Here is a 19,815-nt window from a genome sequence, read left to right as displayed (position 1 = left end):
TAACTTAAGAGCAACACAGTATTATGTTCGATCAAAACGTGACTTCACCTTTTACTACTACAGTAACTACGCCTTCACAAACGCAAGCACAAAAGCCATTGCGTGACTCTGTAAAGCAAGCGGTTAACAAGTACCTTAAGCAATTGGATAACGCAAACATCGACAACCTGTACGAAATGGTACTGGCTGAAGTTGAAGCGCCGCTGCTAGAAGAAGTCATGACTTACACACGCGGCAATCAAACCCGCGCTGCCATCATGATGGGCATCAACCGTGGCACACTTCGCAAGAAGCTTAAGCAATACGGCATGAACTAAGATTCCAAGGGCTTTGCCCACCAAAGAGCACCAATCGGTGCTCTTTTTGTTTCAACACTACAACTTTAGAAACTTATAATTTATGCAAACACCAAAACCAATTAAACGTGCTCTCCTTAGTGTCTCTGATAAAACCGGTATCCTCGAATTCGCGACAGCGCTGCATAACGCTGGCGTAGAACTTCTGTCGACGGGTGGTACTGCGAAACTTCTTGCTGATGCTGGCTTACCTGTAAAAGAAGTGTCTGATCACACAGGTCACCCAGAAATCATGGCGGGTCGTGTTAAAACCCTTCACCCTAAAATTCATGGCGGTATCCTTGGTCGTCGCGGTACCGATGAAGCGGTGATGGAAGAGCACAATATTGCGCCTATCGATCTTGTGGTTGTTAACCTTTATCCATTTGCTGCTACTGTGGCAAACGAAGACTGCACGCTTGAAGATGCCATTGAAAATATCGATATCGGTGGACCAACCATGGTACGTGCCGCGGCGAAAAACCATAAAGATGTCACTATTGTGGTTAACGCGTCTGACTACTCTCGCGTACTTGCTGAAATGAATGACAATGACGGCTCACTAACCTATAGCACCCGTTTTGACCTAGCCATTAAAGCGTTTGAGCACACAGCTGAATACGACGGCATGATTGCGAACTACTTCGGCGCGCGTTTAGATAGTGCTGCATGCGAAACAGGTTGTTGCGAAGATAGCAGCGAATTCCCACGCACGTACAACATGCAGCTTACTAAGAAGCAAGACCTTCGCTACGGTGAAAACAGCCACCAAGAAGCGGCGTTTTATGTTGAAAACAACATTCAAGAAGCGTCTGTGGCTACGGCAACGCAGCTTCAAGGTAAAGAACTGTCGTTCAACAATATTGCTGACACCGACGCAGCCCTTGAATGCGTAAAAGAATTCGAACAACCTGCATGCGTTATCGTGAAGCACGCTAACCCTTGCGGTGTGGCTATTGGTGACGACATTCTTAGTGCTTACGACCGCGCGTTTAAAACCGACCCAACCTCTGCGTTTGGCGGCATTATTGCCTTTAACCGCGAGCTTGATGCAAAAACAGCACAGGCTATTGTTGACCGTCAGTTCGTAGAAGTGATTATTGCGCCAACCGTAAGCGATGAAGCGAAAGAAGTGGTAAGTGCGAAAAAGAACGTACGTCTTCTAGCATGTGGCGACTGGGCAGGTCAGCTTACTGAAGGTTACGACTTTAAACGCGTAAACGGCGGTTTGTTAGTGCAAGAGCGCGACTTCGGCATGGTTGAAATGGAAGACCTAGAAGTGGTAACTAAGCGCAAGCCTAGCGAAGATGAGCTACGCGACCTTATGTTCTGCTGGAAAGTAGCAAAATACGTGAAGTCTAACGCTATTGTTTACTGCAAAGACGGCATGACGGTAGGTGTTGGTGCAGGTCAAATGAGCCGTGTTTATTCTGCAAAAATTGCGGGTATTAAAGCAGCTGACGAAAACCTAGAAGTAGCAGGTTCTGTTATGGCATCTGATGCTTTCTTCCCATTCCGCGACGGTATCGACGCTGCGGCTGAAGCAGGCATTAAAGCAGTAATTCAGCCAGGTGGCTCGATGCGTGACCAAGAAGTGATTGACGCTGCTGACGAGCACGGCATTGCCATGGTCTTCACGGGCATGCGCCACTTCCGTCATTAATAACCTGACGCAAGTTATGTAGGAAATAGCGAACGCACAAGGCGTATTCTCAGTAAACCTACCTTTGGTAGGTTTACTGCATCGCTTTTGCAGAGGTGTGACTACGCGCGTTCGTATTTTTCACATTGAATGACGTGCTAAACAAAGCGACAAAGTTGCGATTTATTCTGCTAAGACGTTGAGTGCAGAGAGAGCTTAGCTGATAGGCTTGATCTGACCTGTGATAATTTGTAGTAATAGTGTTACTAATAAATATTCTACCCTCGACAGAAAAAGGAAATAAGAATGAAAAAGTTAGCCCAACTTGTGTTAGCCGCAACTTTAGGTGTAACTGCAACGTATGCAAGCGCTGATGCCATATCAGATGCAGTGAAAAGCGAGCTGCGTACATCAGACGCTAAATCAAGAGACGAATACCGCAAACCACAGCAAACGCTGCGTTTCTTTGGCCTTAAACCAGACATGACCATTGTAGAAATTTCACCAGGTGGCGGTTGGTACACTGACATTCTTTATCCAGTAGTTAGAGACAGCGGAAAGTATGTGGCGGCACACTTTTACGTTGATGAAGACACCAGCGATTACTACAAAAAAGCACTAGCAGCATTTAAAAAGAAAACTGAAGCGGGTCAACAATACCAAGGCGCGACTGTGACGGCATTTCACCCCACTAAAGCGCTGGACGTTATTGATGCTGGCACGGCCGACATGGTGCTAACGTTTCGAAACGTACACAACTGGTATATGCGCGAGGGTGACACAGGCATCGACAACGCATTTGGCGCGTTCTTCAAAGCCCTTAAGCCAGGCGGTGTACTTGGTGTAGTTGAGCATGAGCTACCTGAAAGCGCCAGCGATGAAGCCATGAAGAAAAGTGGTTACATGAAACGCTCTTACGTGGTGGCTGCGGCAGAAAAAGCAGGCTTTGAGCTTGAAGCCAGTAGCGATATTAACGCAAACGCGATGGATACCGCAGATCACCCCAAAGGCGTGTGGACATTGCCACCTCGTTTAGCGCTAGATGATCAAGATCGCGAGAAGTACATGGCGATTGGCGAGAGCAATCGCATGACGTTAAAATTCAAAAAACCAAAATCATAAAATTAAACACTCAAAACGGAACAATTAATGAACGTACTTGTAATTGGCGGCGGTGGCCGCGAGCACGCGTTAGCGTTTAAAGCAGCGCAGTCTTCTGATGTGTCAACGGTATTTGTGGCGCCGGGTAATGCCGGAACCGCTATCGAGCCCAAGCTTGAGAACGTAGCTATTGATGTGAACGACATTGCTGGCTTGGTATCTTTTGCTCAAGGTAACGATGTTGCACTTACTATTGTAGGCCCAGAAGCGCCGCTGGTTGCAGGTGTTGTTGATGCGTTCACAAATGAAGGTTTAATGATTTTTGGCCCAACACAAGCTGCCGCGCAGCTTGAAGGCTCTAAAGCGTTTACGAAAGACTTTTTGGCTCGCCATAATATTCCAACGGCTGAGTATCAAAATTTCACAGACATTGACCCTGCCATCGCATATGTTCGCGAAAAAGGCGCACCTATTGTAGTAAAAGCCGACGGTCTTGCTGCAGGTAAAGGGGTAATTGTAGCTATGACTCTTGAAGAAGCAGAAGCTGCAATTCGCGACATGCTGGCGGGTAATGCGTTTGGCGACGCGGGCAGCCGCGTCGTTATTGAAGAGTTCCTAGACGGCGAAGAAGCCTCGTTTATCGTGATGGTAGACGGCAAGAACGTACTGCCTTTTGCCACCAGCCAAGATCACAAACGTGCAGCAGATGGTGACAAAGGGCCCAACACGGGTGGAATGGGTGCATATTCACCTGCGCCAGTGGTAACTAAAGACATTCACGACCGTATTATGAATGAAGTGATCATGCCAACCGTTAACGGCATGGCCGCAGAAGGCAATGATTACGTGGGCTTCTTATATGCTGGCCTAATGATTATGGCCGACGGTACACCAAAGGTTATTGAGTACAACTGCCGCTTTGGCGACCCAGAAACTCAACCAATCATGCTGCGCTTAAAGTCTGACTTGGTTCCACTGTGCCAAGCTGCGTGCAAAGGCGAACTTGCAGGTAAAACCATTGAGTTTGACGAGCGTGCATCGGTAGGTGTAGTGCTTGCCGCAGGTGGCTACCCAGGTAGCTACGACAAAGGTGACGTTATTACAGGTTTTGACGACGCCGCAAAGCTAGACGGGAAAGTGTTTCATGCAGGCACCGCCCTTCAAGAAGGCAACGTTGTGACCGCAGGTGGTCGCGTGTTGTGCGCCACAGCATTGGGTAACAATGTGACAGAAGCACAGCAAAAAGCGTACGAGCTACTTAAAACCATTCAGTTTAAAGACGTTTACTACCGCAACGATATCGCTCATCGCGCTATCGCGCGTGAAGCTGAAGCGAAGTAAGCGCACGAAAACAGCTTATGTTTTATAAAAACGCGGCTTAATGCCGCGTTTTTTTATCTTTATAACTAGCCCTAAGGCTTATTTCTAGAAACCTCATGACGTACTTGGTTTCTGGCCAAGCTGTTAGCTATTTGCTGAGCACCACTTTTTCAAACACCGACGCGTCTTTGTAGCCTAGGTTTTTATCACCGTTAACGGGCGCAATGTCGTGACTACCTAAAAAGTGCTCTCTATCGCCACCGTCTGCATCGCAATACGCCAACATAAAGCCCAGCGCCATGCCTTCTTTTAACGTTAAGGGCGTATTTTCTTTGCCATGCTGATAAGAGTCGTCAAACACGTGTATCGCCGCTTCCCAATAAACCTTGTAAGGCGCTGCTATGTCACGCTGCCACTTATTTTCAACATGGTTGTTGTAAAGCTGCGGCACAGCCTCTCCCGCTTTGTTTGGGCCAATATCAACAACCTGATTATCTAGCGCAAGATGATAAGCAAACGCGTTGTAATTGTTAAGGTGGTCGCCACCTGAGGCATCAGCATCAATGAAAATCTCTAAGCAGTCATCATCCCAATAGCGTTCAAGCGGGTTTGCATAGGTATCTGAAAGATGATCATCTTGGATTTCTGCCAATAGGTACAATGCGTCTTTATTCCAGCGCAGTTTGTATCTGCCCGAAAAGTCATTAGGCTCGGGCGCGGTTCCCCACATAAGCGATGTCATCTCATGCCAATCGCCCTCTTTCCAAACGGCATCGTTTGCTACACCATCGATAACAGGTGGCGTTGAAGCAAAAGGCACACTAGCAGAGTTTGCCTGCACAGCGGATGTCGACAGTGCCACAATACATGCCGAAGTGATTGCGGTTACAAGGTATTTTTGACTTTTCAATTGAATACACTCTTTAATAACTGGCCTAAGCGTTAACGCTATCACGTTTTGCGAGCTTTCGCGCTAGATATACAAGCAAGTATAAGAATTACCAATTTGCTGCTGTAATTGGTATAAAAAGCTCAACGTTTCCTAACTAGCACCCACTATGTCTTTTCAAAGCGCGTGTTACCACATTCTCGCTCCGGCTAGCGAAGCCCGCGAATACAAAAAACTCAGCAAAGTATTTGATGTGTTTTTTATTACCTTGGTTATCGTAAATATTGTAGCCATGATGATTGAAACCGTGCCGAATATTTCACCGACGTGGAAGCACGAATTACGGGTGCTTGAACTAGTCTCTGTACTAATTTTTACCGTTGAGTATTTGCTGCGAGTATACAGCAGCGCATCGGCCCCGAATCAGGCCAATCATACGCAGGCGAGCCATAAGCAAAAAACCGCGATGCAAAAGCGTTGGGCGTATTTGAAAAGCCCTATGGCGCTTATTGATCTCATGGCCATTTTGCCTTTCTATTTAAGTGTGTTCGTGGCGTTCGACTTACGTATTTTGCGCATATTTAGGGTAATGCGAATTTTAAAAATAGGCCGTTACTCACGTTCTATGCAAACCTTAGTCACGGTGTTAAGAAATGAGTCTCACAGCCTCATTGCAGCACTAAGCGTTCTGCTGTTATTTACCGTTATTGCCGCAACCTGCATTTATTATATTGAACACACTGCACAGCCCGAAGTCTTTAGCAGCATCCCAGCGTCGTTGTGGTGGGCATTGGTTACCCTAACTACCGTGGGTTATGGTGATGTAGTTCCTGTAACAGCGCTTGGCAAAGTATTCGGCGGAATTATTACGATTATGGGCATTTGTTTTTATGCCCTTCCCGCAGGCATTTTATCATCAAGTTATACAGCGCAAATGCAGATAAAACGCGACCGCTTCAAAGACTCGGTGCGCAGTGTGCTTGACGACGGAATATTGAGTGAACATGACGTACATCACCTTGAACACGTAAGGGCGCTGCTTGATTTAGACGAAGAGGAAGCAAGGCTAATTGTGCGGTTATTACAGCATCATCACAAAGGGCTAGACACCTAGTTACACGAAGCATTACCGAAAGCACTAAAACCAAATCACACGGGGTTAGAACGAAGAGTTAGGCCGCAAGCAAAAGTTCGCCCCCTTGATTCTTAGCTCACATCAGCTTATAACTAGTAACCGTCATTTCCAAAAAGAATTCCTATGTCTGTTAAACACCCTATTATTGCTATAACAGGTTCTTCTGGCGCGGGTACTACTACCACGACCAATGCTATTCGCCATATTTTCAGGAACTTAAGTGTTAATGCGGCGGTAGTAGGTGGTGATAGTTTCCACCGTTTTACCCGTCCAGAAATGGAAGTGGAAATTCGCAAAGCCCAAGAACAAGGCAGGCACATTAGCTATTTTGGCCCTAAAGCGAACGACTTCGAGCTGCTTGAGTCGCTGTTTAGGGAGTACGGAAGCTCTGGCACTGGCCAGTTCAGACAATACCTGCACACGTTCGATGAAGCGGTGCCTTTCAATCAAATGCCAGGAACCTTTACACCTTGGCAAGATTTGCCCAAAAACACCGATTTATTGTTTTATGAAGGCTTACACGGCGGCGTTAAAACCGAAGAAAATGATGTAGCGAAACACGTCGATTTACTGGTGGGCATGGTGCCTATTGTAAACCTTGAGTGGATTCAAAAAATTGTGCGTGACACAACAGACCGAGGCCACTCTCGCGAAGCCGTAATGAGCAGCATAGTGCGAGGGCTAGACGATTACTTCCACTACATAACGCCCCAGTTTTCGCGCACCCACGTTAACTTTCAGCGTGTGCCTACTGTTGATACATCAAACCCTTTCAGCGCGCGAGAAATTCCTACTCAAGATGAAAGCTTTGTTGTGGTTCGCTTTAGGCGAGAAATGAAAACGGTCGATTACCCTTATTTGCTACAAATGATCGACGGCTCATTCATGTCGCGTATTAACACGCTGGTAGTGCCGGGCGGCAAAATTGCCCTTGCGATGGAGCTAATTCTTACCCCGCTGCTTGAAGACATTTTGAATAAAAAACGCAGAGCGGGCCATCAAATGGACTGGCTTAGCACCGACGAATAATTTCAAGCACACATACACCACTTCTATAGGCATATATTTAAAACAGTAAGTCGTAATGCCCGCTCGCTTGGGTCAATGTAGGTTTTGTTGACCTCCTTATCACCTAAAAAAAAGAGCAGGCCCTAATTATGACCACCATACAAAGCCAACAAATTTGGGTAGACCAGCAAAATCTTGCCAATACCAAAGTAGTAAAGTGCCAGATAAATACCAACGATTTACAAGAAGACGAAGTTTTACTGGAAACAGATAGTTTCGGCTTTTCGGCCAATAACATCACTTATGCCGCACTGGGTTTTAAGATGGGGTATTGGGGCTTTTTTCCTGCAGTAGATGCGGATAATAGTGACCATGAGAGTGGTTTTGGTATTGTCCCTGTTTGGGGGTTTGCGACCGTTAAAGCATCTCGCCACAGTGGTATTGAAGTGGGTGAAAAAGTATTTGGTTACCTGCCGATGGCTAGTCATTGGGTGATAAAAGCCGGCAAAGTTGCCCCTCATGGTTTTTCGGATGTGCATGAAACTCGTAAAAGCATCAGCCCAGTTTACGATCAGTACCTTCGCTGCGCTGTTGACCCTGGCTATGACGCAAACCGTGAAGCCTGGCAGCTAAATTTTAGGCCGCTATACATGACGTCATTCGTGCTCGATGACTACGTGGCTGAGAAAGCGAATAGCGAAGTGCTACTGCTTTCAAGTGCATCGAGTAAAACCGCTTTGGGCACAGCGCAGTTACTTAAAGATCAAAAATCGTCGCGTGGGGCGAGCTATTCCGTCGTTGGGCTAACGTCAAGCGCCAATGTCGACATGGTTAAAGCTTCAGGGTGTTATGACGCGGTCTATAGCTATGATGACCTTTCGGCAATTAGCACCAAAGCTGGCAGCGACGCACGTTATTGGCTGCTGGATTTCGCCGCCAACGGCACGCTTATCAATAATCTAGCAAAGCAACTTGGCGATAGTTTGAATGAAGTTACACTTATTGGCGCTACCGATTGGAAAGCGCAAGAAAAGCCAAACCCTAAACTGCTAAATGCCGAGATTTTCTTCGCCCCTGCGCGTGTAAAACTGCGCCAAAGTGAGTGGGGGCACGACACCTTTTTAGCCAAATACGCCAGTGCTTGGCAGCGCTTTGCGGCAAAAGTAAATGATCAATTTTTCGAACAATCGCATAGCGGAGCAGAGGCAATAACACAGTTATATTTAGAAACGCTGAACGGTACTGCGCCAACCAAAGCGCTAAACGTAGTCACCTTCAAATAACTACAGCAGTATCCCTTGTTACCCACGTTTTACTGGTACAAGACAACGCGTTTAGCTAACGCGATGGCCACGCCCTTAAGCTGCCATCGCGCTTGTTTACATTATTCACCAATGCTTCTCTAGACACTATTTGTAACAAACATCCCTCACCTTTTACGTTTTTCTCGCTTTTGTATTTCACATCTTGTGGTTATAGTGAAACAAAAGTAAAAAGAAAGGTATGAGTATGGGTCAGGAAACCTCCAAAATTCTCGTTGTTGACGATGACATGCGCTTGCGTAGCCTGTTAGAGCGCTATCTCTTAGAGCAAGGCTATCAAGTTCGCAGTGCTGCCAATGCAGAGCAAATGGACAGGCTGCTCGAACGCGAGAATTTTCACTTAATGGTTCTAGACCTTATGCTTCCCGGTGAAGACGGGCTATCGATTTGCCGCCGCCTGCGCCAGCAAGAAAACGACATGCCTATTATTATGCTTACGGCAAAAGGCGATGAAGTAGACCGCATTATTGGCCTTGAAATGGGTGCAGATGACTATTTACCTAAGCCATTTAACCCCAGAGAATTGCTCGCCCGCGCAAAAGCCGTATTACGCAGACGCAGTAGCGAAGCGCCAGGTGCGCCTTCTAAAGACGTGCAAATTGTTGAATTCGGCAACTACAAGCTGAACTTAGCTACCCGCGAGATGACCGCAGGCGATACGCCTTTAACGCTCACCAGCGGTGAGTTTGCTGTATTAAAGTCATTAGTAACCCACCCTCGCGAGCCTTTGTCACGAGATAAATTGATGAACTTAGCAAGAGGCCGTGACTACAGCGCTTTAGAGCGCAGTATTGACGTTCAGGTATCTCGATTACGCAGAATGCTAGAGGAAGACCCAGCTAACCCTCGTTATATACAAACCGTTTGGGGCTTAGGCTACGTGTTTGTGCCTGATGGCGAACAAGTTTAACGCCACTGTAGAGCAACCTTATGCGACAAATCGACAGCACGCTATGCGTTTAATTCCCAAAAGTGCGTTTGGCCAAACCGTCATGCTTATTGGCGTGCTGTTGCTTATTAATCAAATAGTGTCTTACATCTCTGTTACCTACTATTTCATTCAGCCCAGTTATCAACAAATTAACAGCCTTTTGGCGACCCAAGTTAAGTCAGTTCTGGCCAACGATTTACTGGTAACCAATCAACAAACTCGCGATCGCTACTTTCAAAAAACGCAGGTTCAGGTTTTCGATGAGAGCGTTGCCAAGAAAAATGGGTTAGAGAGCGCGGTTTATTATAGCTACATATCTTCGCAGGTGAGCGAACAGTTAAGGCAGCTTGCCGATGTGCGTATCAGTACCACCTCACAAGCCAGTGACGAAGACGCCCCTTATATTGTTTGGATATCGCTAAACCGTTACCCAGACACGTGGATTTCTATTCCTATTTCAGGGCTTAATGAAGCCAATATATCGCCCTTAACCATGTACTTAATGGTAATTGGTATTTTAAGTGTGGCCGGCGGCTGGTTGTTTGTAAGGCGTATGACACGCCCGTTATCGGCCCTACAAAAAGCCGCCATTTCCGTTGGTAAAGGTGAGCATCCAGCACCGCTTCGCGAGCAAGGCAGCACCGAAATGATTCAGGTTACTCGTGCATTTAACCGAATGAATCAGGGCATTAAGCAGCTTGAGCACGACCGTAACATTATGACCGCGGGTATTTCCCACGATTTACGTACGCCGCTTACCCGTATTCGCCTTGCATCTGAAATGCTGCCCGAAGACCAAGACTGGATAAAAGACGGCATAGTGAATGATATTGAAGATATGAATGCGATTATCGATCAGTTTATTGATTACGCGCGATACGATACCGAAGAAGTCACACAAGAAACCGATTTAAACGCAATCATTGCTGAGCTGGTGCAAGCTAGACACTTAGACGATAAGCATCATATCGACCTAAAACTCAACACCGTACCTTTACTGTCGCTGCGCCGCATTGCCATGAAACGGGTTATCGACAATCTTATTGAAAACGCCTTTAAATACGGGTCGGATGATATTGCAATTAGTAGCTTTTATAACCGCCACGAAAAGCGAGTGTATTGCAAAGTACGAGACTTTGGCCCGGGTATTCCCGAAGACGAGCTAGACAGTGTGTTCATGCCATTTGCACAAGGCGATAAAGCTCGTAACTCGTCAGGTTCAGGGCTAGGCCTTGCCATTATAAGGCGTATCGTTGAGGCCCACGATGGCGAAGTAATGCTAAGAAACCACCCGCAGCAAGGCCTTGTAGCCGAGTTCTATCTACCCCATTTACCTGACATTCAGCACAAAGAATAAGGGCGCTGTAAGCGCCCTTATTCGTGTCTTGGTATAGCGTTTTAATGTTAATTAGCTAGGTTGATGCTTTATTTTGCGGCTGTATCCGATTGATGCAAGCCACAATAAACAGCCACCAATTGGAATAACCCAAAACGCTGTAGTTAACGGCACAAAATTCGCCCACAGCCCCGTTGAAAAAGACGCGACCTGTACACCTGTAGAATTGCCAATAATGGCAATACCTGACAGCACAGGGCCATTGTCGCTATCAATGTTCATCGCCGCTGACAGCGCTAAAGGAAATAAGCCCCCTAAGCCTAAGCCCAACAGCAGGTTTCCAGCACCAATTCCATATAATGAAGGCATAAGTTTAAGCGCAAACACGCCTGTTAGCGAAGCCGTTGCCATGATGACAATCATGCGGTGCACCGAAACAAAGCGCAGTAAAAAAGGAAACGTGAGGCGGCTTATAACCATACCGGCAGTAAAACACGCCAGTAAGTTTCGCGACTGTTCGCCAGTAAACCCAAGGCCATTTTGCGCATAGCTAACAAACCAGTTTGCATTGCCAAACTCTACGGCACCATAACCAAAGGTAAGTAAAATCAGAAAGATAAAAACAGGCTGTTTAATGATAACGCCAAACGCCAAGGTCTTTTTAGGCTCTTTTGGCTGCCCTTTAAGTACTTTTGCTTGCGAGCGCGCCGCAATAAACGCATAGCATGAAAGTAGCACCATTACGCCCGCCAACACCTGAATAGGTAAGCGCCAGTTATGCTCTACCACGTATAACAGCGTTACAAAAAATGAAGCAGCAAAAGTACCTAGGCTGAACATAAAATCCATTAAGCCCATCATAGTAAAGCGCTTTTCTGCATACATTCGAGCTATAAGCGTGTGCCCGATAGTAAAAATTGTAGAGCTTACCACGCCTATTAAAACAGCCAATACCAAAAACCACTGCCAAGAAGTCAGCACAGACACCAATAGCAAAAGCAGGGTATTCATGCTAAACAGGGTGGCCAGTAGCGGCATAAACTCAAAGCGACTGGCATACTTACCCCCAATCACCGCGCCCAACATCATGCCCACAGAAAAGAGAGAAAAAAGCGCACCACTCACCACTTCAGACATTTGCAAATCAGCAGCAATGTCTGGAAGCAGAATTCCCCATAAAAGAAACAATTTACCGATTAAGAAAAAACCGGCAAAGATAACAATGGTGGCAGGAAGTCGGCTCATTTAGGCTCCATGGCTGAAATTGTTAAAAGGGTATCGTTAAAATGACATCCCATTCAGGCGTAAGGACACGGATTTCGCCGCACCCTCAACCATAAAATGAACCGCGTATTATCACATGATCACAATCTCGACCAATTGCTGATAGTCGCAAGTAAATGCAAGTGAAAGCGTTTTCCCTTTTTCATCCCATGTTACGGGTACTACAGCGCCATCAACAGAGACTTTTTTAGGCTTAGCTTCTAAACCGTGCACTACATAAGTTATTTCTCGCTGCTTAGGCATGCCGATATAGCTACCTTCACTATCAAGCGTAAGTGTAAGTGCACCGTTGCCGTTTGCCGCCGCGCTAAGTAGCAATGTAGCGTATACGCCTTTTTCTATAGACTCAGGGCTTTTACCGTCATCTTCATAATAGGTATAACTTGCTGACGTGACTGAACTGTCGTGCCAGTAATGCATTTCTAGTTCGCGCGCGTTGAACTGCTCGGTACGTGAAAGCGAATTTGACATAGGCATGAAGCTGCCCGCTTTAACCCACACAGGGAAGTTATCCTGCGTTAATGGGTAGTTGACCGTTTTACCGCCTTGGTATTTGGTATTCGAGAAAAAGTCGAACCATACACCTTGCGGTAGCTCGGTTGGCCACGTGGTTTGGTTAGGGCTTGTTACCACAGACACCAAAAGCGCATCGCCCCACATGTAACTTGCAGCGTTTTCAAACCATGTGCTTTCGTTAAACGCCATCGCTAAAGGACGCATAAGCGGCGTACCAAATAGCGCGTTTTCAAACGCCAATGAATAATTGTATGGCAACATGCTGTAACGCAGCTGAATAAATTTGCGCGCAATAGACTTCACAGGGTCGTCGTGAAAAATAGGTTCAGGCGCAATGTTATCTTGCGCGTGCGGTCTAAATACCGGAGAAAACGTGCCGAACTGAAGCCAACGGGTATAAAGCTCGGCATCAAAGGTTTCTCCACCGGCAAATCCGCCCACGTCAGAGTGCGTGTAGGCTAACCCGAAAACACTCATTTGAAGTGCAAGTTCCACCTGCGGCTTAAGTCCGCCCCAGCTTCTGCTTACGTCCCCTGTCCAAGGCACCATACCGTAACGCTGGCTACCCAAGAAGCCTGAGCGCATCAGCACGAACGGGCGCGTATCGGGCTGAAGCTCTGTTAAGTTGTTGTATACGGTTTTAGCCCACTGATGACCAAAAGCATTGTGCACTTCTGCGCCGCTTACTTTTGTAGACTGCCACATGTGCTGAATATCATCGGGGTGCACTTCTGGCTCGCCCAAGTCGCCCCACCAGCCTGCAACGCCTTGTGCAGCAAGCTTTTCGTAATATTGCCAAAACCACTCTTGGCCGGTTTCACTGAATACATCAACCAGACCTGTGTTGCCAAAATAAAAGTCGAAGGTATACGGCGTACCATCGTCTTTAGTGGCTAATGCATTAGCATTGGCAGCGCTCTCCCATTGCTTCGAAGTAGTTAAAATAAACGGTTCGGTAATAAGCACGGTTTTAACGTCTTGCTCGCGAAGGTTTGCAATCATGGCTTCTGGTTCTGGGAACGCTTCTCTGTCCCAGCTTAAATTGCCCATGTGCCCCTTTATGTCTTTACCAAACCAGTAAAGATCTAGTACCACAGCATCAACAGGAATATCTTGTTGATTGAATTGGTCGACAACATCCATTACCTCCTGCTGCGACTTATAGCCAAAGCGAGACGCAAAGTTACCTAACAACCAACGCGGTGGAAGCGGCTGTTTACCTGTTACGGTTACGGTAGACGTTACCGTATCTTCTAGGTTTTCACCCAACACCATGATGTAGCTAGCGCGGCCGCCTTGTGCCTTAAATAGCAACTCGTCGCTGTTCGTTTTGCCAATATCTAGCTCGCCAGAGGCGGTGTTATCGAACAATACACTGTAATTTTTCGACGACATCACCGCCGACAAACCAAAGTACATTTGGTTTGAAGACGTGGTGTAACTGTAATGTGCTTTGTTGTACAGCGGCATGCTATGACCACGACGATCCATACCTAAAACGCGCTGGCCGCCGCCATAAAGTTTTTCGTTTTCATCTAGCGCAAACGACAGGCTGACGCCTTTGTCAGAAATGCTTAGCCCGCCTTGCTCTTTCGCGACAATTTTGCCGTTTACAGAATAGCTGATAGCGTGCGTCGACTTATCAACATGCGCTGCAATATTTTTGAGTTTTAAAATTAGGGTTGTCGCTGTTTCAACTAGCTCTACATCATTAGCGGTGTTTTTTGTAGCATCAGTCAACGCGTGCTCGGGAAGCGCCATAGACGGCAGATTTGCGTAAGGCGTGCCATTATTATCTGTAAGATACGTTACTTGAAAGCCACTATCGTGCAACGCGCTTATCGTGAAGTCATTGGTATCCGTATCAATGTTTAGCGTTGCTTTTTCGAGTGTTGCTGTTTGAACTTCAGCTACCGTATTTACCGAGAAAAATGCCAAACCAGCACATACAAGTGCTATACGCTGTTTCCTGTCTATCATGCTTAAAACCTTCTTTGTGCTTCGTAGCAAAGCGCACTGAATTAGCGAAGCGCGTTTTAATGAAGCCTATTAATATACGATGAATGATAGCCAGTGCATCGCTCAACTTAAACAAACATACGTATTCATAATGTTAAAATTGTTAATAATAATTGCGTTATTTATGAGTATCGCTTTGGCTGACTTACCGGTATAAACAGATATGCAAATAGGGGGGTTAATTAATCATGGAAGAAAATTACGTAATGCCATCAACAGATTGCGCGCCGAACCTGCTTCCATAAACCCATATAGCGAACCTTACACCCTAAGACTTATCTCTGTTGATAATCAGCAATACTGGATTAGAGATAGTCACATGGAGAGCAAGCTTTTTCAGTACAGGTCTAACATCGACTTTACGCCAATATCTACAAATTGGTTTAGCTCAATATTCTAACATTAAAGGTGCCAATAAATCAGTGAGTTCTCGAAAGCGTTATGAATGCTTAACTAGGCAATATTCGCTAAAAAAAAGCCCGCAACACGGTGCGGGCAAAACATCAATCACGTTGTGTGTGATGAACGTTGGGAAGGGTCAGAACCTGTAACTTTTTAGTTACCTGGCCCTGCTTTAACGATAGCCTCGCTAACGTCATACTTTTCAAAGTTCTGTTTAAAGTCGTTAACCAAATTCTCAGCGTACTCGTTGTACTTTTCTTTATCTGCCCATGTGTTTTGAGGCACAAGCAAGTTACTGTCTACACCTTCAATGGCCACAGGCACGTCTAAATTTAGCGCATCAATATGCTGTGTTTCTACATCGGCCAAATTACCCGACACAATGGCATCAATAATGGCGCGCGTTGTTGGAATATCGAATCGGCTACCTGTGCCGTAAGGACCGCCAGTCCAACCCGTATTCACCAAGTATACTTTCGCACCGAACGCTTTAACGCGCTTGATCAAAAGCTCTGCGTATACGCCAGCTGGGCGTGGGAAGAATGGTGCACCGAAACACGTTGAGAACGTTGACTCGATATCGCTAGTAGAACCAATTTCTGTAGAGCCTACTTTCGCTGTGTAGCCGCTTAAGAAGTGATATGCCGCCGCTTCTTCACTAAGTACAGAAACAGGTGGCAGTACGCCGCTTACGTCGCAAGTTAGAAATACAACCGAACGAGGTTCGCCACCGCGGTTCTCAGCTACGCGCTTTTCAATGTGCTCTAGCGGGTAAGCTGCACGTGAGTTTTGCGTTAAAGAAGTATCGGTGTAATCTGGCGTACGCGCTTCATCTAGCACTACGTTTTCCAAAATGGTACCGAACTTGATAGCGTTCCAAATTACCGGCTCATTCTTTTGAGAAAGGTCGATACACTTAGCATAACAGCCGCCTTCAATATTAAACACGCTGCCAGGCGCCCAGCCGTGTTCGTCGTCGCCAATTAAGAAACGCTTAGGGTCGGCTGAAAGTGTGGTTTTACCTGTTCCCGACAAACCGAAGAACAAGGTTACATCACCTTCTTCACCCACGTTCGCTGAGCAGTGCATTGGCAGTACATCTTTCGCAGGAAGCAGGAAGTTTTGTACTGAGAACATGGCTTTTTTCATTTCACCTGCGTAGCGCATACCTGCAAGCAGTACGCGCTTTTTAGCGAAGTTGATAATAACCGTGCCATCGCTGTTGGTGCCGTCACGCTCTGGGTCACAAGTGAAGCCAGGAACGTTTAGAATTTGCCAAGGCTGATCGCCTTTAACATTCCATTTCTCAGGAATAATAAACAAGTTGCGTGCAAACACGTGCTGCCACGCAGTTTGCGTGCGTACTTCAAGCGACAATGCGTGCTCAGGGTCTGAGCCAACCTGAAGATGAGAAAGGAAGTGTTCTTGCGTAGACAAATACGCTTCTACTTTGTCCCACAGCGCATCAAATTTATCAGCATCAAAAGGTTTGTTTACCTTGCCCCAGTCAATGTCGTTTTCTGTTGATGGTTCTTTAACAATGAATCTGTCGTTTGGAGAACGACCCGTTCGTTTACCCGTTTCAACAACAAGTGCACCGTTTTTATCGAGTACACCTTCACCGCGCTTTACGGCGCGTTCGATAAGCTCTGCGTTTGGCAGATCGACCAGCGGCGTTACTTTTAGATCTGTTTGAATTGAGGCTGCTGCGTTCATGGCTGTTACCCTATATGTAATTTTTCAAAAGCACTTTCAAAAAAGTATCACCTCTTCGAGTGTAATGTAAACAAGGCCTAACGCGCATTTATAAAACACATATTCAATATATCGCGCACAGCAATTTCATAAATATTGTAAATTAATTACAAGGAAAGCCTTTTCCTTGGATATAAATGCAAAAAATGTGGTTATGAACGCTTAACTGATCGACGAATTTCACAATAAAAAATAAGGAAAAAAAGAAGAAAGTAACTCTGAAAACTTTCAGCAAAAAGAAAATATGAGTAGAGGGATAGACTGATGGAAAGGTAAACACTTACCGCTGGGCATTTTTTAACCAAAAGTGAAGTATAGGAGCTGCGGCTCAAACAAAAAAGCACTCTGTATTAGTGAGTGCTTTTTGTAAACGTTTAATGCCTATTAGCATCTGCTAGCTTGGGCAAACCAGTTCATGCTGACTGTTTTTAATTACTGACTTGATGAAGAAACGTCAAAGTTACCGCTGTGTATGGCTTCCACGTCGATACTGTCAAATCGATATTCAGTATGGCAGTACTGACAGTTCATTTTAACGGCACCTTCTTCTGCAATAATGGCGTGAAGTTCTGATTTTTCAACATGACGAAGCGCTTCTGCACTGCGCTCTTTTGAACATGAGCACGCAAACGACACGTCTTTTGCTGGGTAAACTTCCACATCTTCTTGGTGGTACAGACGATATAAAATGTCTTCAACAGGAAGAGAAAACATCTCTTCTTTGGTTAGCGTTTCCGTTAATTTAGAGATATGTGCAAACTCGTTAGCTTGAGACACATCAGTCGCACTCGCGTCGGTAGGCAATACTTGCAGCAGCACACCCGATGCCTTTGCGTTTTGTGCATCGCTCATATCCGTCATCAAGTGAACGCTGGTGGCAAGCTGTTCAGATTGAGCAAAATAGCCTTCAATACATTCAGCAAGAGAGGGTTTATCTAGCGCCACCACACCCTGATAACGCTCACCTTCATCTGGCGTAATGGTGATAACCAATACCGCTTGCGACAGCAGTTCAGAAAACGTTTCCGGCAACGTTTCTAACGACTCATCCCAACGTGCAACGCCGCGAAGGGTTTGCTCGTGCGTGGCATTTAATACCGCGTAACTTACCGGGCCTTTACTTTGAATTTGCAGTGAAATTTCACCTTTAAATTTCAATGTTGCCGTTAACAGCGACGTAGCGGCCGCCATTTCACTTAGCAATGTTTGAATTTGCACAGGATATTCGTAGCTGTGCACTATTTTCTTTAAGCTTTCATCAAGGCGAACCAATTCGCCACGCACGTTAGCTTGTGTAAATAAAAAGCGGTGTAATTTGTCGAAATCGCTCATAAATAATCCTGTTGAGCAGCTTACTATTGCTGCTTAAATTTAATAATCTGTCGTCGCTGCTTTTTATCAGGTCTATGATCTGGTTTTGGGCTGTGAAATGCGTTCATTTTACGCGCCATTTGGCTTTCTTCACGTTTTGTTACACTTTCAACCGTCTCTTCGAAAAGCGCTTGCGCCAAAGGTGCGCTCAATCGCTTGTCACTTAAGCCTAGCACCTTAATTTCACGATTATCCCACCCTGAGGGAACTTTAATCATGGCTCCAAGCTCTACATGCTTACCAGGTTTGGCTCGCTGGCCGTTGTACTGGACCTTTCCCGACTGCACCATGTCTCTGGCAATTGCACGGGTTTTAAAGAACCTTGCAGCCCATAGCCACTTGTCCAGCCTTACGTTTTGTGTTGTATTGTTGCTATCCGATTGGCTCATGTAATATTTTCGTAATGGTGTGGCATTAGTGTTGTGACCCTCACCTTTACTAGGCTATTATGGGTTTGCTAAAGCACGGTTAACCAAAAATTCATTATATTATAATAAAGCAGTACCATCAGTGGCAGCATGACATTCAATAAACCCAACCCACAATCTCTGGTTGTTTATCTGAACCAGCATCAAAAACAGCTACACACCATCGTAGTGGTTCTGCTCAGCCTGTATTTAATTGCATTTGCTGCCAAACTCGTGTGGCGAATTATACCTGAACCTCAGCTATCTGCGACACCCACAGTAAGCCGTGCCCCGGTTATTTCTTCGTCGTCAGGCCGAAATGGGGTCAATATTGCAAAAATACAACAGCTGAATTTATTTGGTAATGCAGCAGCCAAGCCTGCAGAGCCAGTGGCTGAAGTAACCGATGCCCCAGAGACTCGACTAAACCTAACGCTTACAGGTGTGGTGGCAAGCTCAGAACAAGAAGCGGGCACCGCCATTATAGAAAACCGTGGCAGCCAAGCGGTATATGGCTTAGGCGAAAAGATTGAAGGCACGAATGCAACTTTGCAAAAAGTGTACAACGACCGCGTTATTATTAAGAACGGGGTAAGAAATGAAACCTTGATGCTTGACGGCATTGATTACGAAGAAGCTAACAGACGCCGCGAAATGCAGGCTAGAGCGCGCCCAGAACCAGAAGAAAATGAAGGCGATGCAGTGGAACTTAGCGAAGAAGCACTGGAAGCTACTGCGGCACTGCGAGAGCGCCCAGCCAACTTTACCGATTTTATTTCAATATCGCCGAAAACCGAAGAAGGCCAGCTTATTGGTTATCAAGTAAGCCCAGGAAGAGAGCCGGAACTGTTCAAATCAGCGGGCCTTATGGCAGGCGATGTCATTACACAAATTAACGGGCTAGACCTAACCGACTTGCAACAGTCGCAAGAGGCTTTGTCTGAGCTACGCAATGCACAAACAATAGAATTAACGATTATTCGAGATGGCAGCTTAACAACGCTATACCTAGATTTACCCGAATCGTAAAAACAATAACGGT

16 protein-coding genes are annotated in these 19,815 nt (G+C 46.0%); 10 read left to right on the top strand and 6 right to left on the bottom strand.

Translation table 11 applies throughout. From position 1 onward, the window contains the following. Positions 1 to 23: 23 nt before the first annotated feature. From fis to purD, 4 genes are all read left to right on the top strand, one after another. Positions 24 to 317, top strand: a complete 294-nt coding sequence (fis, locus tag ACHUFN_RS10280; protein WP_012520109.1) for a DNA-binding transcriptional regulator Fis — start codon at positions 24 to 26, stop codon at positions 315 to 317. An 82-nt stretch (positions 318 to 399) separates the two neighbouring features. Then, the gene (purH, locus tag ACHUFN_RS10275) at positions 400 to 1,998 is read left to right on the top strand and encodes a bifunctional phosphoribosylaminoimidazolecarboxamide formyltransferase/IMP cyclohydrolase (protein ID WP_394222286.1); all 1,599 of its coding nucleotides are present in this window, start codon (positions 400 to 402) and stop codon (positions 1,996 to 1,998) included. Between the two features lie 285 nt (positions 1,999 to 2,283). Then, complete coding sequence (locus ACHUFN_RS10270; protein WP_394222285.1) at positions 2,284 to 3,099, top strand: class I SAM-dependent methyltransferase; 816 nt, start codon at positions 2,284 to 2,286, stop codon at positions 3,097 to 3,099. 27 nt (positions 3,100 to 3,126) lie between these two features. Next, entirely contained in the window at positions 3,127 to 4,419 is a 1,293-nt protein-coding gene (gene purD, locus ACHUFN_RS10265) for a phosphoribosylamine--glycine ligase (RefSeq protein ID WP_394222284.1), read from the top strand. Between the two features lie 127 nt (positions 4,420 to 4,546). Here the strand turns inward: purD and ACHUFN_RS10260 are convergent, their stop codons facing one another. After that, positions 4,547 to 5,308, bottom strand: coding sequence for a sugar-binding protein (locus ACHUFN_RS10260; protein ID WP_394222283.1), 762 nt, complete (start codon positions 5,306 to 5,308; stop codon positions 4,547 to 4,549). A gap of 148 nt (positions 5,309 to 5,456) precedes the next feature. Here ACHUFN_RS10260 and ACHUFN_RS10255 point away from each other — a divergent pair, with 148 nt between their 5' ends. The 5 genes from ACHUFN_RS10255 (at position 5,457) to envZ (ending at position 11,040) form a co-directional block, all read left to right on the top strand. Beyond that, positions 5,457 to 6,401, top strand: a complete 945-nt coding sequence (locus ACHUFN_RS10255; protein ID WP_394222282.1) for an ion transporter — start codon at positions 5,457 to 5,459, stop codon at positions 6,399 to 6,401. A gap of 144 nt (positions 6,402 to 6,545) precedes the next feature. Then, positions 6,546 to 7,451, top strand: a complete 906-nt coding sequence (locus tag ACHUFN_RS10250; protein ID WP_394222281.1) for a phosphoribulokinase — start codon at positions 6,546 to 6,548, stop codon at positions 7,449 to 7,451. A gap of 128 nt (positions 7,452 to 7,579) precedes the next feature. Next, positions 7,580 to 8,713, top strand: coding sequence for a DUF2855 family protein (locus ACHUFN_RS10245; RefSeq protein WP_394222280.1), 1,134 nt, complete (start codon positions 7,580 to 7,582; stop codon positions 8,711 to 8,713). Positions 8,714 to 8,939: 226 nt separating this feature from the next. Further along, complete coding sequence (ompR, locus tag ACHUFN_RS10240) at positions 8,940 to 9,662, top strand: osmolarity response regulator transcription factor OmpR (protein WP_014951298.1); 723 nt, start codon at positions 8,940 to 8,942, stop codon at positions 9,660 to 9,662. A 43-nt stretch (positions 9,663 to 9,705) separates the two neighbouring features. Continuing rightward, the gene (gene envZ / locus ACHUFN_RS10235; RefSeq protein WP_394222485.1) at positions 9,706 to 11,040 is read left to right on the top strand and encodes a two-component system sensor histidine kinase EnvZ; all 1,335 of its coding nucleotides are present in this window, start codon (positions 9,706 to 9,708) and stop codon (positions 11,038 to 11,040) included. A gap of 51 nt (positions 11,041 to 11,091) precedes the next feature. On the opposite strand, the gene ACHUFN_RS10230 is transcribed toward envZ, so the two are convergent. The 5 genes from ACHUFN_RS10230 to hslR form a co-directional block, all read right to left on the bottom strand. Then, positions 11,092 to 12,264, bottom strand: a complete 1,173-nt coding sequence (locus ACHUFN_RS10230; protein WP_394222279.1) for an MFS transporter — start codon at positions 12,262 to 12,264, stop codon at positions 11,092 to 11,094. Between the two features lie 111 nt (positions 12,265 to 12,375). Then, entirely contained in the window at positions 12,376 to 14,799 is a 2,424-nt protein-coding gene (locus tag ACHUFN_RS10225) for a TIM-barrel domain-containing protein (protein ID WP_394222278.1), read from the bottom strand. A 594-nt stretch (positions 14,800 to 15,393) separates the two neighbouring features. Beyond that, a complete protein-coding gene (locus ACHUFN_RS10220; RefSeq protein WP_394222277.1) occupies positions 15,394 to 16,956 on the bottom strand; it encodes a phosphoenolpyruvate carboxykinase in 1,563 nt (520 codons plus the stop codon). A 471-nt stretch (positions 16,957 to 17,427) separates the two neighbouring features. Then, positions 17,428 to 18,327: an Hsp33 family molecular chaperone HslO gene (hslO, locus tag ACHUFN_RS10215; protein WP_394222276.1), complete on the bottom strand. Its 900-nt coding sequence runs from the start codon at positions 18,325 to 18,327 to the stop codon at positions 17,428 to 17,430. A 23-nt stretch (positions 18,328 to 18,350) separates the two neighbouring features. Then, the gene (gene hslR, locus ACHUFN_RS10210; protein WP_394222275.1) at positions 18,351 to 18,755 is read right to left on the bottom strand and encodes a ribosome-associated heat shock protein Hsp15; all 405 of its coding nucleotides are present in this window, start codon (positions 18,753 to 18,755) and stop codon (positions 18,351 to 18,353) included. Positions 18,756 to 18,884: 129 nt separating this feature from the next. Here hslR and gspC point away from each other — a divergent pair, with 129 nt between their 5' ends. Next, on the top strand, positions 18,885 to 19,802 hold the full coding sequence (gene gspC / locus ACHUFN_RS10205) for a type II secretion system protein GspC (RefSeq protein WP_394222274.1): 918 nt from the start codon (positions 18,885 to 18,887) through the stop codon (positions 19,800 to 19,802). The last annotated feature ends 13 nt before the right edge of the window (positions 19,803 to 19,815 follow it).

It is taken from the genome of Alteromonas gracilis, from assembly GCF_043642145.1.
Lineage (GTDB): Bacteria > Pseudomonadota > Gammaproteobacteria > Enterobacterales > Alteromonadaceae > Alteromonas > Alteromonas gracilis_B.
Note: the sequence above shows the minus strand (reverse complement) of the source record. Positions and strands in the feature narration are given on the sequence as shown.